Source organism: Bacillus sp. FCW2, assembly GCF_021228595.1.
In the GTDB taxonomy this organism is placed as follows: Bacteria; Bacillota; Bacilli; order Bacillales; family Bacillaceae; genus Bacillus; species Bacillus velezensis.
Genome location: NZ_CP089436.1, coordinates 3,411,796 through 3,425,560 on the forward strand (window position 1 = coordinate 3,411,796; position 13,765 = coordinate 3,425,560).

17 protein-coding genes and 1 other RNA gene are annotated in these 13,765 nt (G+C 48.3%); 15 read left to right on the forward strand and 3 right to left on the reverse strand.

Features of this window, described 5'->3' with window-relative positions; all coding sequences use genetic code 11:
• Nucleotide 1 precedes the first annotated feature (1 nt).
• From K3G25_RS16980 to K3G25_RS17010, 7 genes are all read left to right on the forward strand, one after another.
• Nucleotides 2-919 (forward strand): osmoprotectant ABC transporter substrate-binding protein, encoded by a 918-nt coding sequence (locus K3G25_RS16980; protein ID WP_017418899.1) that lies wholly within the window; start codon nucleotides 2-4, stop codon nucleotides 917-919.
• A gap of 18 nt (nucleotides 920-937) precedes the next feature.
• Nucleotides 938-1,615, forward strand: coding sequence for an ABC transporter permease (locus K3G25_RS16985; protein WP_232489429.1), 678 nt, complete (start codon nucleotides 938-940; stop codon nucleotides 1,613-1,615).
• Between the two features lie 110 nt (nucleotides 1,616-1,725).
• On the forward strand, nucleotides 1,726-2,439 hold the full coding sequence (locus K3G25_RS16990; protein WP_022553802.1) for a lantibiotic protection ABC transporter ATP-binding protein: 714 nt from the start codon (nucleotides 1,726-1,728) through the stop codon (nucleotides 2,437-2,439).
• Nucleotides 2,436-3,170, forward strand: a complete 735-nt coding sequence (locus tag K3G25_RS16995) for a lantibiotic immunity ABC transporter MutE/EpiE family permease subunit (RefSeq protein ID WP_109567208.1) — start codon at nucleotides 2,436-2,438, stop codon at nucleotides 3,168-3,170. The genes K3G25_RS16990 and K3G25_RS16995 overlap by 4 nt, the downstream gene beginning before the upstream one ends.
• Nucleotides 3,167-3,937: a lantibiotic immunity ABC transporter MutG family permease subunit gene (locus K3G25_RS17000; RefSeq protein ID WP_094296299.1), complete on the forward strand. Its 771-nt coding sequence runs from the start codon at nucleotides 3,167-3,169 to the stop codon at nucleotides 3,935-3,937. The genes K3G25_RS16995 and K3G25_RS17000 overlap by 4 nt, the downstream gene beginning before the upstream one ends.
• A 21-nt stretch (nucleotides 3,938-3,958) precedes the next feature.
• A complete protein-coding gene (locus K3G25_RS17005; protein ID WP_003151668.1) occupies nucleotides 3,959-4,621 on the forward strand; it encodes a response regulator transcription factor in 663 nt (220 codons plus the stop codon).
• Nucleotides 4,612-6,015, forward strand: a complete 1,404-nt coding sequence (locus tag K3G25_RS17010) for a sensor histidine kinase (RefSeq protein WP_021494136.1) — start codon at nucleotides 4,612-4,614, stop codon at nucleotides 6,013-6,015. The genes K3G25_RS17005 and K3G25_RS17010 overlap by 10 nt, the downstream gene beginning before the upstream one ends.
• Before the next feature lie 84 nt (nucleotides 6,016-6,099).
• On the opposite strand, the gene K3G25_RS17015 is transcribed toward K3G25_RS17010, so the two are convergent.
• From K3G25_RS17015 to K3G25_RS17025, 3 genes are all read right to left on the reverse strand, one after another.
• Complete coding sequence (locus tag K3G25_RS17015; RefSeq protein WP_007613812.1) at nucleotides 6,100-6,417, reverse strand: catDE operon transcriptional regulator CatR; 318 nt, start codon at nucleotides 6,415-6,417, stop codon at nucleotides 6,100-6,102.
• Nucleotides 6,418-6,497: 80 nt separating this feature from the next.
• Nucleotides 6,498-6,929, reverse strand: a complete 432-nt coding sequence (locus K3G25_RS17020; RefSeq protein WP_003151674.1) for a helix-turn-helix domain-containing protein — start codon at nucleotides 6,927-6,929, stop codon at nucleotides 6,498-6,500.
• Nucleotides 6,930-6,953: 24 nt separating this feature from the next.
• Nucleotides 6,954-7,364: a transcriptional repressor RghR gene (locus K3G25_RS17025; protein WP_021494135.1), complete on the reverse strand. Its 411-nt coding sequence runs from the start codon at nucleotides 7,362-7,364 to the stop codon at nucleotides 6,954-6,956.
• 195 nt (nucleotides 7,365-7,559) lie between these two features.
• On the opposite strand from K3G25_RS17025, the gene K3G25_RS17030 reads away from it, so the two are divergent.
• The 8 genes from K3G25_RS17030 to K3G25_RS17065 all read left to right on the forward strand — a co-directional run bounded on the left by K3G25_RS17030 (nucleotide 7,560) and on the right by K3G25_RS17065 (nucleotide 13,740).
• Nucleotides 7,560-7,745 (forward strand): helix-turn-helix domain-containing protein, encoded by a 186-nt coding sequence (locus K3G25_RS17030; RefSeq protein WP_087920807.1) that lies wholly within the window; start codon nucleotides 7,560-7,562, stop codon nucleotides 7,743-7,745.
• A gap of 123 nt (nucleotides 7,746-7,868) precedes the next feature.
• On the forward strand, nucleotides 7,869-8,099 hold the full coding sequence (gene secG, locus K3G25_RS17035) for a preprotein translocase subunit SecG (RefSeq protein ID WP_003151681.1): 231 nt from the start codon (nucleotides 7,869-7,871) through the stop codon (nucleotides 8,097-8,099).
• A gap of 118 nt (nucleotides 8,100-8,217) precedes the next feature.
• Complete coding sequence (locus K3G25_RS17040; RefSeq protein WP_007409986.1) at nucleotides 8,218-8,958, forward strand: alpha/beta hydrolase; 741 nt, start codon at nucleotides 8,218-8,220, stop codon at nucleotides 8,956-8,958.
• Nucleotides 8,959-8,976: 18 nt separating this feature from the next.
• Complete coding sequence (gene rnr / locus K3G25_RS17045) at nucleotides 8,977-11,310, forward strand: ribonuclease R (RefSeq protein ID WP_021494134.1); 2,334 nt, start codon at nucleotides 8,977-8,979, stop codon at nucleotides 11,308-11,310.
• 139 nt (nucleotides 11,311-11,449) lie between these two features.
• Nucleotides 11,450-11,920 carry an SsrA-binding protein gene (gene smpB / locus K3G25_RS17050; protein ID WP_003151688.1) on the forward strand — a complete coding sequence of 157 codons (471 nt, stop codon included), beginning with the start codon at nucleotides 11,450-11,452 and terminating at the stop codon, nucleotides 11,918-11,920.
• A gap of 168 nt (nucleotides 11,921-12,088) precedes the next feature.
• Nucleotides 12,089-12,451: a transfer-messenger RNA gene (ssrA, locus tag K3G25_RS17055) on the forward strand.
• A 74-nt stretch (nucleotides 12,452-12,525) separates the two neighbouring features.
• The gene (locus K3G25_RS17060; protein WP_014418893.1) at nucleotides 12,526-12,831 is read left to right on the forward strand and encodes a barstar family protein; all 306 of its coding nucleotides are present in this window, start codon (nucleotides 12,526-12,528) and stop codon (nucleotides 12,829-12,831) included.
• A gap of 114 nt (nucleotides 12,832-12,945) precedes the next feature.
• On the forward strand, nucleotides 12,946-13,740 hold the full coding sequence (locus K3G25_RS17065; protein ID WP_014721805.1) for an SDR family NAD(P)-dependent oxidoreductase: 795 nt from the start codon (nucleotides 12,946-12,948) through the stop codon (nucleotides 13,738-13,740).
• Nucleotides 13,741-13,765: the final 25 nt, after the last annotated feature.

The window sequence follows — 13,765 nt, forward strand, 5'->3', positions numbered from 1 at the left end:
CATGGGGAATAGATGCAAAAAACGGCTGCTCGCAATCGCCTGTATCGGCATGCTGCTCCTTGGCGGATGCTCGCTCCCGGGGTTGAGCGCCGCATCGGAGGATACCATTAAAATCGGCGCGCAAAGCATGACCGAATCAGAAATTATCGCGAGCATGCTCGGACAGATGATCGAACATCACAGCGGGTTGAAAACATCCGTTATTAAAAATCTCGGTTCCAACGCCGTACAGCAGCAATCCTTGATCAACGGTGATATTGATATCGCCGCTACGCGCTATACAGGTGACGCGCTGACCGGGACGCTTCGCATGGACCCGGAAAAAGACCCGGACAAAGCGCTGCGGCTCGTTCAGCGTGAATTTCAAAGCAGATATGACATGAAATGGTTTGATTCTTACGGCTTTGATAATACATACGTCTTTACCGTTTCCGGACAGCTTGCCCGCAAGTACCATTTAGAATCGGTATCCGATGTCAAAAAAGAAGCGTCTCATCTGAAATTCGGCGTAGATAACTACTGGATGAAGCTGAGAGGCAACGGATATCAGGATTTTATGAACACATACGGAATGTCATTTGAAGGCACGTATCCGATGCAGATCGGCCTCGTTTACGACGCGCTGAAAAGCAGAAAGATGGATATCGCGCTCGCTTATTCCACCGACGGAAGAATCATCGCTTACGGACTGAAAACGCTGAAGGATGATAAGCGGTTCTTTCCTCCGTATGACTGTTCACCCGTCGTTCCGGATCAAGTATTAAAAGAGCATCCCGAACTGGAGGGCGTGATCAATAAAATGATCGGCGCGATTGATACAAAGATGATGCAGAAAATGAATTACGAAGTTGACGGCCGATTAAAAGAGCCGTCCGTCGTGGCCAAGGAATATTTAGAAAAACATCATTACTTTGAATAACGGAAAGGAGATGTGCGGATGGACACGATGAAGGAGCTATTTACGTATTACGCTCAAAACGGCAGCTATGTTCTGTATGAGTGCTGGCGGCACTTTCTCATGTCGGCGTACGGCGTCGTTTTCGCCGCCGTTTTCGCCATTCCGGCCGGAATTGTGACAGCCAGGCACGGGCGTCTCTCCGGCTGGGTGTTTGCTGTGGCGAATGTGATTCAAACCGTTCCGGCGCTGGCGATGCTCGCCGTCCTGATGCTTGTCATGGGACTCGGCGCCAATACGGTCATCACGGCTTTGTTTTTGTATTCCCTGCTGCCGATTCTCAGAAATACGCACACGGGCATTATCAATATCGAGCACGCTTATCTCGAGTCGGGAAAAGCGATGGGCATGACGAAATACCAAATCCTTCGTATGGTGGAGCTGCCGCTTGCGCTTTCCGTCATTATGGCGGGGCTCCGAACGGCGCTCGTCATTACCATCGGCATCACGGCGATCGGCACCTTCGTCGGGGCGGGCGGCCTCGGCGATATGATCGTCAGAGGATCGAACGCGACAAACGGAACCGCCATTATTCTGGCGGGCGCCATCCCGACCGCGCTGATGGCGGTGGCCGCAGACCTGCTGATGGCGTGGCTGGAACGAGCCCTCAGCCCGGTGAAAAAACAAAAAAGAAAGCTGATCGTACGCTCAGCCTCATGAAAAAAAGCATTCTTCCGCGGGAAGGATGCTTTTTTTGATTTCTTGATTAAATTTTGATAACTGCGCTGTAAAGTCTTACTTATCAAATAACAAAGCAGAGGGGTAATCAAATGAGCAACATCATAGAAACGAGACAGCTGCAAAAATCATTCGGCAGACAACAGGCAGTGGCTGATGTGTCTCTATCAGTGAAGCGCAACAGTATATACGGCCTGCTCGGTCCGAACGGCGCGGGAAAATCAACAACACTTAAAATATTGACCGGCATGCTGCAGCAAACATCCGGCGAGGTTCTGTTCGACGGACATACATGGAAGCGCGAAGACTTGAAAAGCATCGGTTCCCTGATTGAAGCGCCGCCGCTTTACAGCAACCTGACAGCCGCTGAAAATCTGAAAGTCCGCTGTGTTATGCTCGGACTGCCTGATTCAAGAATTGCGGAAGTGCTGGAAATCACGGGATTAACGGGAACCGGAAAAAAGCGCGCCGGACAATTTTCCATGGGAATGAAACAGCGTCTCGGCATTGCGTTAGCATTATTAAGCCGTCCGTCGCTCTTAATTCTTGATGAGCCGACAAACGGATTGGACCCGATGGGAATTCAGGATTTGCGGGAATTTATCCGCTCCCTCCCCGGACAGGGCATGACGGTTATTTTATCAAGCCATCTGTTATCAGAAGTCGAGCAGATCGCAGACCATATCGGGATCATCAGTGACGGCGTTTTAGGATATCAGGGAGAAATCAGCCGGGAAGATGATCTGGAGCAGTTGTTTCTGGAGGTAGTCAAATCAACACGGGAGAAAGCGGGGACAGGAAAATGATTCAGTACATGCAGGCGGAACATCTTACATCTAAAAGAACATTTATCAGAAAGCTCATCATTCTGATTCCGCTTCTGAACACGGCTTTTTCTTTTCTGCTGAATACGGCTTATTTTATGACGGGCACGTTCAATTGGTGGGCGGTTATTTTCATGCCGCTCATGATTTCTCTAATGTGCGGTTTATCTGTTAAAAAAGAGAAAAAATCTGCGAATGACCGCGCGGTGTACTCATTGCCGGCAGATTTAAAAAGCATATGGCTCTCAAAAATAAGCTTGATCGCGCTGTATTCACTCCTGTCGCAAATCGTTTTTTTCATCATCATGTTTTTACTTGGCCTTGTATTTCCGGGAATTGCTGCGCTGCAGCTGAAAGGCGTTGAAGCAGGCTCCCTTTTATGGCTGACGACGCTTTGGGAAATTCCGTTCTGCTTATGGATTGCCAGACAGTTCGGATTTACGGCAGTCATTCTCGTGAATATGATCGCCGCTTTTGTTTTGGGTATTGTGCCGGCGTCCGGTTCATTGTGGTGGCTGAGCCCATGGAGCTGGTCAGTCCGGGTGATGTCACCGATTCTCGGGATCCATCCGAACGGAATTCCGCTTCCCGCAGACAGCGGCTTATTAAACGGAAACGTGATCTTTCCGGCTATTATTCTTTCTATTCTTTCTTTTATCGCAATAAGTTTTGTTTCCGCCGTGTCTTTTGCAAAAGGGGGAAACCGATCATGACCGTGCTTTTACGATATATGTGGGCCGATGTATTAAAAATGAAGCGCACGCCGCTCATATGGATGCATGCTGCGGCGCCGGTTTTATGCGCGGGATTTTTCCTGTTGTATATGTATGGAAGGGTTCAGGAGCCTTATATGCTGTACAGTGTGTTTTTCAGCGCGATTGCTGTTTTATACCCTCTAATCATCAGTATTGTCTGCGGGATGTCTGCCTCGGTTGAGGAACAGGCGGGCCATTTTCAGATGATGCTGGCGGTGCCGTATTCGAAAATCGTCAGTTTTGCGGGCAAGCTGCTTTTGCTGCTCCTATTGAATGTGTTATCGGCAGGTCTCGCCATCTGTCTTTATTTGGCGGGGATGAAATTTGTTCTTCACATCAATGATCTCCCCTATCTTACGTTTTTAAAAGGAGGGGCGTGGCTGATTGCCGGCAGTATTCCGCTTTATATGATGTCTTTTTTTGTCGGCGTAAAGTACGGCATGGGACCGTCCGGGCTTTTAGGGGGTGCGGGATTATTAATGGCGGCGCTCATGAATACGGGACTTGGCGATATCATCTGGCGTTTTTTCCCGTGGGCATGGAGCGTGCGGCTTTCAGGCCTTGCAGGACTGCTGCATTTTGACAAAGTCAAAAAAGAGTTCCTCCCTTATGTAAGATACGATATGAGATTCGGAGAAATAATGTTATATTTTTCTATAGTGATATTAAGTCTGGCCGGCCTCTATTGGTGCAGAAGATGGGAAGGGCGGCGTTCATATGAATAAAGGCAAGGAGCGATTCGGCCGGTGGCAAACATTTTAGCAATTGATGATGAAAAAGATATTCTCGTTCTGATCAGAAATATTTTACAGCGTGATCAGCATACAGTAACGATTCTGGAAAAAGCGGAGGATCAGTCATTGGATTTTTTTCAAGGCTATGATTTGATTCTTCTCGATGTCATGATGCCCGGAACGGACGGGATTGAACTCTGCCGGCGGATTCGGCCGCTGGTGGACAGCCCGATCCTGTTTTTAACGGCAAAGTCTGACGAAGAATCCATTGTGAAAGGCCTCATGACAGGCGCTGATGATTACATCACAAAGCCGTTCGGCGTACAGGAATTGATGGCAAGGGTAAACGCGCATGTCAGAAGGGAACGGCGTGAGAAGCATCAGACGAAACGGCTGATATCAGGCTTCATGTTTGATTTTGACAATAAAGAAGTGTGGATGGATGACCGGAAACTGCCTCTTACGAAAAACGAATATAAAATCGTTGAATTTCTGGCACAGCATAAAAACAGAACATTCTCACGGGAGCAGATTTACGAGGAAGTGTACGGCTTGGACGGCGATGCGCTCTATTCAACCATTACGGAGTTTATCAGAACCATCCGGAAAAAATGTAAAGAACACGGGGCTGATCCGATCAAAACGGTGTGGGGTGTCGGATACAAATGGGAATAGCAAAAGGAAAATCCAGCATCCGCAAAGAGCTTGTCAAATTTACCATCACGCTGTGTCTGAGCACGATGGGGGTGGCGGCATTATGTGTCGCCTTAAATGCCATTGCCATGAATGCCGGAGCGATCCTGCCCGCAAACTACAGCGAGCATGAGGCGGAACAGATCAAACCCCGCCTGAAATCAGCGGAAAAAATAACAGAAGACATGATCCCCGCAGGTATGACATACGCCGTTTTTGATAAAAAAACAAAGCGGATGACAAAAGGAACGATGACGGAACAAGATGCGGCCAACGCCAGAAAAAAGATTCAGCATCAGCCGTATTTTAATTATGCTCAAAAAGGATTCATGGTGATAAATCGGAAAGATGAATACGGCGTTCTCCAATATTCACTCAGGTCGGAATTTCAGTCGCCGCTGTTAAGGCGCTATCTGCCGAATTATGAATGGACGGGTCTTACGATTCTGATCACTTTGCTTCTTTTGACCGTTTTTATCGTGACGACGCGTTTCGCCAATCAGCTGAGACTGCATTTCAGCACACTCAGCTCCATTACGGCAAGCATTCAAAAACAGAATTTAAATATCAATCCAAAAAGGTCGCGTATAAAAGAATTTGACGATGTCATTGACTCTCTGCTGAAAATGAAAGACGCGCTTCAAGCATCTCTGGCGGCGCAGTGGGAGGCGGAGCGGATAAAGAAAGAACAGATCGGCGCGCTTGCGCATGATATTAAAATTCCGGCAACGATCATTAAAGGAAATGCCGAGCTGCTTCAGTTAACAGAGCCTGATGAGGAGCAGGCGGAATATGCGCAGTATATTCTGGATGCCGGAAACAAAATCGAGCATTATGTCGGACAGCTGATCCAGCTTTCTAAAGCGGAGGAGGCAGTTGCCGTTCATGTGGAATATACCGACCTCAAAGAGTGGATTCAAAACATATATCGTGACGCGGCGGCGCTTGCGGGGCCGAAGCAGATTGATCTCGTCCTCAGCGAACGGGGAATTGACCGAATAGAAGCGCCGATCGATCATGAGCTGCTCCACAGGGCGGTCATGAATATCGCGGCAAATGCCGTCGACTATACGCCGGAAGGAGGGGAAATCCGTGTGGACGTCCTGTGCACCGATTCCGCCCTCCATCTTGCCGTATCCGACAGCGGAAGCGGGTTCTCGCCGGAAGCGCTGAAAAGAGCGACACAGCTTTTTTACACGGAGGATAAAAGCAGACATTCGGCGGGGCATCACGGCATGGGTCTTACATTCGCCCATCATGTCGTACATCTTCACCACGGCGAATTAATACTTGAAAATCAGGAGTCTGGAGGAGCCCGGGCGGAGATTCGAATTCCGCTGGAAGGCGTCAGACAAAAACAAGCCCTGCACGCCTGAGGGCTTGTTTTTCTGTTTAAGAAAAGCAAAAATAAAAACGGCTGTCCGTTTGAGAGATCAGCCGCTTATGCGGAAAAGAGTTTATCAGGAAGGATCAATCCATTGTGAAGACCACTTGGAAATTTCCTCTAAAATAGGGGCTAATGCGCAGCCTTTTTCCGTTAAAGAATACTCAATGCGGACAGGCGTTTCGGGGATAACATCCCGTTTGATGACACCTTCTGTTTCAAGTTCTTTCAAACGTTCTGACAAGACTCTTCCGCTTAAATTCGGAAGCGCCGCTTCAATTTCGCTAAATCGCTGCTGTCCGTTCAATAACTGAAAGACGATTAGAGCCACCCAGCGTTTACTTAGGATGTCGACCGCTTTTTCGAATCTGGGGCACATTTCTGATTGGTTCATGCTTTTTCACCTCGTCTTCTGCTATTATACCGCAAAATCGGAGGGAACGTATGTCTGGCGCTCGGTAAGTTGGGAGGGGATCAAAAAGAGGATGAGGAATCCGGGGAGCGCTTTTTCGCTTCAGCCGCGATAAAATCAAAGTATTTGCTGACGCTTTCAATATCTTCTTTTGTGAAGTGCTGCCACTTTTTGCTGTCAAACAGCGGCAGATGCTCCGCGCCTCTGTCAACGGCGGTCTGATAGATGGCGCAGATGGATTGATAGCTTTCGGATGTTTCGCGGATTTCCTCCTGAAATGCCTTGATGTGTCCGGCCCGCGCCATTAACTCCTCGTACGGAATTTTTAATGTGTCCGCCAATTTTCTGATGGTCGCCGGTTTAGGAATGCCGCGGTGCCCGTTTTCAATTCTGGAAATGGTCGCCGAGCTGACGCCGGAATAGACGGCAAGCTGATTGACGGTAAGCTTCCGGGCGCGGCGCAGCTCTCTTAATTGCTTTCCGAATGTGTTCAATAAGATCGCCTCACATGTGCAAAGTCATGAGTCTTCATTTGTTCTTTTTTTGGCTTCCGCCGCTAAGAACGCAAAGTATTTATCAAGCAGAACCAAGTCTTCTTTCGACAGGTGCCGCCAGTTCTCCCGCTCCAATAGGGATAAATCATGCAGCTCATACGTTTCGGCTTTTTCCAGCAAGGTGCAGCCCGTGTCGTACGGGGCTCTCGTTTCCTGGACGGTCTCTATGTATCCCGCCGTCTTCATCAGTTCCTCATACGGGATTTTTAACGCATCTGCGAGCTTTTTAATGGTTGCAGGTTTCGGCACCCCGCGTTTGCCGTTTTCAATCCGCGAGATTCCCGCGGCGCTGACGCCTGAATACGTTGCCAGCTGGTTCACTGTCAGATGCCTTTTTTCCCGCAATGTCCGCAATTGTTTCCCGAAGCTTTCCACAGTCTCTCCCCCTCCCGCGGTCTATTTATATTCTAGTATGTTTATTGACTAAAGGGAATAGGCAGGCTGGAAAAGTATTGACAAAAGTTAACAAAAGCCGTATCTTATGTATAAGAAAGAAAGTATTTGACAGAACGGAAGGTGAAGAAAGTGGTCGAAAAGATACAGATCAGAAGAGATTATGTGCTGCAGTATATGGTCAATAATGACTACTCGTTAAACCAGCTCGCCCTGGAGATCGGAATATCTCCCGCCACACTGAGCCGTGTACTGAATGGAGAGCGGAGGCCGGGACAGCTGGTCATCGGAAAAATGCTCTATTACTTTGACATGAAATTTGAAGATCTTTTTTACTACGACTTTGTTGACAAAAGTCAATGATGATGGAAGATTCAAACACATTTCCGTTTTTCTGACATGATGTGCACCGATACGGCGTGACATGCCTTTGTTTTTCATGTAAAATAGAAGCAATGTAGGCCAGTCAGTCTGGAGGTGTATGGGATGCACACATTATTGATTACCTTATTGGTTATCGTCAGTATTGCACTTATTATTGTCGTATTGCTTCAAACCAGCAAAAGCGCCGGTTTATCGGGTGCAATTTCAGGCGGGGCGGAGCAGCTTTTCGGAAAACAGAAAGCAAGGGGCCTTGATCTGATTCTTCACCGCACAACCGTTGTGCTGGCAGTCTTGTTTTTCGTGTTGACGATTTCGCTGGCGTATATCGTATAAGGCAATGTTTGTATAAGGTCTGATTTAATATCAGGCCTTTTTCTTGTTGAGAGACGGCGTTTGTTTCTCGCAAAACTGTGGAAAACTAAATTGAATGTGCAAAAAAGGGGTTATGAGCATGAAAATTGTGACACCAAAACCATTTACATTTAAAGGCGGAGACAAAGCGGTGCTTCTGCTGCACGGATTTACGGGAAATACGGCAGACGTCAGAATGCTCGGCCGCTACTTGAATGAGCGCGGCTACACTTGTCACGCGCCTCAATATAAAGGGCACGGCGTTCCGCCGGAAGAGCTGGTACATACGGGGCCTGAAGATTGGTGGAAAGACGTCATGGACGGTTATGAGTATTTACGGTCTGAAGGCTATGAAAACATTGCGGCCTGCGGACTGTCGCTTGGCGGGGTTTTTTCATTGAAATTGGGTTACACTGTACCCATAAAGGGAATTGTTCCTATGTGTGCGCCGATGCACATTAAAAGTGAAGAGGTTATGTACGAAGGAGTTCTCTCCTACGCGCGCAATTATAAAAAATTCGAAGGAAAACAGCCGGAGCAGATTGAAAAGGAAATGAAGGAGTTTGAAAAAACACCGATGAATACGCTCAAATCGCTTCAGGAGCTGATTGCCGATGTGCGCAAAAACGTCGACATGATCTATTCCCCGACATTTGTGGTTCAGGCACGGCATGACCATATGATCAATACAGAAAGTGCGAACATCATTTACAACGAGGTGGAAACGGACGACAAACAGCTGAAATGGTATGAAGAATCAGGTCATGTCATTACGCTCGATAAAGAACGGGACCTCGTTCATCAGGATGTGTACGAATTTTTAGAGAAACTCGATTGGTAACAAACAGGAGGTCGAATAATGGAAAAAGAAGCGTTTATGGACCGTCTTCTCGCGTTTATGAAGGAAGAGGCGTACAAGCCCCTTACCGTTCAGGAACTCGAGGAGATGCTGAACATCACGGAAGCAGATGAATTTAAAGAGCTGGTAAAAGCGCTGGTGGCGCTCGAGGAGACGGGACAGATCGTCCGCACCAGAAGCAACCGCTACGGGCTTCCGGAAAAAATGAATTTAGTAAAAGGAAAAATTTCCGCGCATGCGAAAGGATTCGCGTTTTTATTGCCGGAGGATACCTCTTTAAGCGATGTGTTTATTCCGCCAAATGAGCTGAATACGGCCATGAACGGCGATATCGTCATGGTGCGGCTCAATTCCCAGTCAAGCGGATCGAGACAGGAAGGCACGGTCATCCGCATCCTGGAAAGAAGCATCGACCGCGTCGTGGGCACATACACAGAAACGAAAAGCTTCGGCTTTGTCATCCCGGATGATAAGAAAATCACGAGTGATATTTTTATTCCGAAACATGCCAATAACGGCGCTGCGGAAGGCCATAAAGTCGTCGTCAAACTGACAAGCTATCCTGAAGGCAGAATGAACGCCGAAGGAGAAATCGTTGAAATACTCGGCCATAAAAATGATCCGGGGATCGATATTTTATCAATTATCCATAAGCACGGCCTGCCGGGGGACTTTCCGGCTGAAGTGATGGAGCAGGCAACAAGCACGCCCGATACCATCGATGAAAAAGACATCAAAGACCGCCGTGATCTCCGCGATCAGGTCATTGTCACCATTGACGGCGCGGATGCGAAGGATCTGGATGACGCCGTCACCGTGACAAAGCTTGATAACGGCAGCTACAAGCTCGGCGTCCATATTGCCGACGTCAGCCATTACGTCACGGAGAATTCCCCGATTGACAAAGAAGCGCTGGAAAGAGGGACAAGCGTGTACTTGGTTGACCGGGTCATTCCGATGATTCCGCACAGACTGTCTAACGGAATCTGTTCTTTAAATCCGAAGGTCGACCGGCTGACGCTTTCCTGCGAAATGACAATCAACCAGCAGGGACAGGTAACAGAGCACGAGATCTTCCAAAGCGTCATTAAAACGACGGAAAGAATGACCTATTCAGATGTCAACCGGATCCTCACAGAAGACGACGCCGAGCTGAAAGAAAGATATGAGCCGCTCGTCCCGATGTTTAAAGACATGGAACGTCTGGCGGAAATTCTCCGGGCGAAACGGATGGACCGCGGCGCCGTGGATTTTGATTTCAAAGAGGCGAAGGTGCTCGTCGATGAGGAAGGCGCCGTAAAAGACGTTGTCATCAGAGAGCGCTCAGTAGCGGAAAAGCTGATTGAAGAATTCATGCTTGTCGCAAACGAAACGGTGGCCGAGCACTTCCATTGGATGAACGTGCCGTTTATTTACCGGATTCACGAAGAGCCGAACGCCGAAAAACTGCAAAAGTTCCTGGAGTTCGTCACGACATTCGGTTATATCGTCAAAGGAAAAGCCGGAGACATTCACCCCCGCGCGCTGCAAAGCATTCTTGATGAAGTACGGGACCGTCCGGAAGAAACGGTGATTTCAACCGTCATGCTCCGTTCCATGAAGCAGGCGAAATACGACCCGCAAAGCCTGGGCCATTTCGGGCTGGCGACTGAGTTTTATACACACTTCACATCGCCGATCCGCCGTTATCCTGACTTAATCGTTCACAGGCTGATCAGAACGTATTTGATCAACGGACAATCGGACGAAGCGACTCAAGAAAAGTGGGCCGAACGCCTTCCGGAAATCGCTGATCATACGTCAACGATGGAACGTCGCGCCGTTGATGCAGAGCGGGAAACGGACGATCTGAAAAAAGCGGAATATATGCTTGATAAAATCGGCGAGGAATTTGACGGCATGATCAGTTCCGTCACGAATTTCGGAATGTTTGTCGAGCTGCCGAATACGATTGAAGGTCTTGTGCACGTCAGCTTTATGACGGATGATTATTACCGTTTTGACGAGCAGCATTTCGCCATGATCGGTGAACGCACGGGCAACGTTTACCGCATCGGAGACGAAATCACGGTCAAAGTCGTCGACGTCAATAAAGATGAGAGAAACATCGACTTTGAAATTGTCGGCATGAAAGGCACCCGCCGTCCGAGAGAAACGACAGGCGACCGCAGAAAACGCGGCAGACCGGCGCGGAAACGCGTGTTAAACAGCAATACCCCGGCTTCACCGCCGAAATCGGAGGAAAAAGGGGAATGGTTTACAAAACCGAAGAAGAAAAAGAAAAAACGCGGTTTCCAAAACGCGCCGAAACAAAAACGCAAAAAGAAGAAGTAAATGCGAAAAGCAAATGGGGCAAAATGCTCTGTTTGCTTTCTTTCGCAAGCCGCATTTTCATTGTCGCGGAACGCTCCATTTGCTAAAATAAAGCGTATCGCACACATGAACGGTTTTTGCGGAGAGAGGAGGATAAGGTATGCCAAAAGGATCAGGCAAAGTATTATCGCAAAACAAAAAAGCAAACCATGATTACTTTATAGAAGAAACCTATGAAACAGGCATCGTGCTGCAGGGAACGGAGATTAAGTCCATCCGCGCCGGCCGCGTAAACATGAAGGATTCCTTTGCGAAAATCGAACGCGGCGAAGTGTTCCTCCACAACATGCACATCAGCCCGTACGAGCAGGGAAACCGCTATAACCATGACCCGCTCCGGACGAGAAAGCTTTTGATGCACCGGAAAGAAATCAATAAGCTGATCGGCCTGACGAAAGAGAAAGGCTATTCCCTCGTGCCGCTGAAGCTGTATTTGAAAAACGGCTTTGCCAAAGTGTTAATCGGCCTCGGAAAAGGGAAGAAAACATACGATAAACGCGAAGATTTAAAACGAAAAGACGCCAAAAGAGAAATCGAAAGAGCGTTCAGAGACAGACAAAAAGGCTTCTGATGCATGAGCCTTGATGTGATGATATGCCCTGTGCTATACTGTTCACACATCAGATTCACAGGCTGTTTATTGAAGACATTCCCAATTGAATTTGCCTGTGATCATGGTATAATAACAGTACAGCCAGTTGAGCAAGAGCTTGATAGATCTCCCGTATACCCTTAACAAGGGGACGTTACGGATTCGACAGGGATGGATCGAGCTTGAGCTGCGAGCCGAGAGGCGATCTCGTTAACACGCACCTAAATATAACTGGCAAAACTAAAAGTTTTAACCAAAACTTAGCACTAGCTGCCTAATAAACGCAGCGAGCTCTTCCTGACATTGCCTATGTGTCCGTGAAGAGCACATCCAAGTAGGCTACGCTTGCGTTCCCGTCTGAGAACGTAAGAAGAGACTGACAGACTAGCTCTCGGAAGGCCCGCCCGCAGGCACGAAGACGAGTGAAACACGAAATATGCAGGCTACGCTCGTAGACGCTTAAGTAATCGATGTTTCTGGACGTGGGTTCGACTCCCACCGTCTCCATACATAACAGAGGAACCGCAGTGCCGTCACATGACGCACTGCGGTTTTTTCATGCCGAAATCAAGGAGTGAAAGTGAATGGAAATCGTCATCATAGACGAAAAAGATGTTACAAGCACAGAAGCATTACACCGAATCTTAAAAGATCAATTAGATTTCCCGGACTATTATGGTGAAAATCTGAATGCCTTATGGGATTGTCTGACAGGCTGGATAGAATATCCGCTGACTTTGGTGTGGAAGAATTTTGAGGCCAGTCAAAAGGCATTGGGTTCGGATGCTGATGATGTATTAAGGATATTAAAAAAGGCTCAGGCAGAATTAGATGGTGAATTTTTCATTCAAATCGATCAGCCGTCAGCCGGGACAACGGACAGGCACTAAAAAGTGCGTACTTCCCCTCATCTATTTTTCTATCCGATAATAGGGACGGAAGGTTTCAGGCTTTCGATTTCTGTCCATATATAAGAAGAGACTTGCGATAGGGAGGAATGGATGATGGATTTGCAGTTGAAAGGGAAGACGGCGCTTGTGACAGGATCTACGTCAGGCATCGGGAAGGCGATTGCGGCTTCGCTGATTGCAGAAGGTGCGGCCGTGATCATTAACGGCCGCCGTGAAGAAAAGGTGAACGAAACGATCCGGGAACTAGAGAAACAGACGCCGGATGCCCGTCTCTATCCGGCCGCATTTGATTTAGGCACGGCGGAAGGGTGCGGCGCGATTTTTCAGCAGTATCCGGATGTGGATATTCTCGTCAACAATTTAGGAATCTTTGAACCTGCGGAATACTTTGATATTCCTGACGAAGAGTGGCTCCGGTTTTTCGAGGTGAATATCATGAGCGGCGTGAGGCTGACACGCCGGTATGCAAAGCGGATGATTGAACGGAAGGAAGGGCGGGTGATTTTTATCGCGAGTGAAGCGGCCGTCATGCCTTCTCAGGAAATGGCCCATTACAGCGCTACGAAAACGACGCAGCTGTCGCTGTCACGCAGTCTGGCCGAGCTCACGGAAGGGACGAATGTGACGGTGAATACGGTCATGCCCGGCTCCACGAAAACAGAGGGCGTCGAAACAATGCTCGAGTCGCTTTATCCCGGTGAAAACCTAACCGCGGTGGAGGCGGAGAGACGATTTATGAAGGAAAATCGTCCGACGTCGATCATTCAGCGATTGATCCGTCCGGAAGAAATCGCCCACTTTGTCGCCTTTTTAAGCAGCCCGCTGTCGTCTGCCATTAACGGATCTGCATTGCGGATCGACGGCGGCTTGGTGCGGAGCATTATATAAGATGAACGTAAAAAAACCCCCGTAA

What these genes read in the sequence shown, in the direction of transcription:
- K3G25_RS17065 (WP_014721805.1), top strand. Translation starts at nt 12,946, where the DNA reads ATGGATTTGCAGTTGAAAGGGAAGACGGCGCTTGTGACAGGATCTACG.
- K3G25_RS16990 (WP_022553802.1), top strand. Translation starts at nt 1,726, where the DNA reads ATGAGCAACATCATAGAAACGAGACAGCTGCAAAAATCATTCGGCAGA.
- K3G25_RS16995 (WP_109567208.1), top strand. Translation starts at nt 2,436, where the DNA reads ATGATTCAGTACATGCAGGCGGAACATCTTACATCTAAAAGAACATTT.
- K3G25_RS17030 (WP_087920807.1), top strand. Translation starts at nt 7,560, where the DNA reads ATGGTCAATAATGACTACTCGTTAAACCAGCTCGCCCTGGAGATCGGA.
- K3G25_RS17010 (WP_021494136.1), top strand. Translation starts at nt 4,612, where the DNA reads ATGGGAATAGCAAAAGGAAAATCCAGCATCCGCAAAGAGCTTGTCAAA.
- K3G25_RS17040 (WP_007409986.1), top strand. Translation starts at nt 8,218, where the DNA reads ATGAAAATTGTGACACCAAAACCATTTACATTTAAAGGCGGAGACAAA.
- K3G25_RS17000 (WP_094296299.1), top strand. Translation starts at nt 3,167, where the DNA reads ATGACCGTGCTTTTACGATATATGTGGGCCGATGTATTAAAAATGAAG.
- smpB (WP_003151688.1), top strand. Translation starts at nt 11,450, where the DNA reads ATGCCAAAAGGATCAGGCAAAGTATTATCGCAAAACAAAAAAGCAAAC.
- K3G25_RS16980 (WP_017418899.1), top strand. Translation starts at nt 2, where the DNA reads ATGGGGAATAGATGCAAAAAACGGCTGCTCGCAATCGCCTGTATCGGC.
- secG (WP_003151681.1), top strand. Translation starts at nt 7,869, where the DNA reads ATGCACACATTATTGATTACCTTATTGGTTATCGTCAGTATTGCACTT.
- K3G25_RS16985 (WP_232489429.1), top strand. Translation starts at nt 938, where the DNA reads ATGGACACGATGAAGGAGCTATTTACGTATTACGCTCAAAACGGCAGC.
- K3G25_RS17015 (WP_007613812.1), bottom strand. Translation starts at nt 6,417, where the DNA reads ATGAACCAATCAGAAATGTGCCCCAGATTCGAAAAAGCGGTCGACATC.
- rnr (WP_021494134.1), top strand. Translation starts at nt 8,977, where the DNA reads ATGGAAAAAGAAGCGTTTATGGACCGTCTTCTCGCGTTTATGAAGGAA.
- K3G25_RS17060 (WP_014418893.1), top strand. Translation starts at nt 12,526, where the DNA reads ATGGAAATCGTCATCATAGACGAAAAAGATGTTACAAGCACAGAAGCA.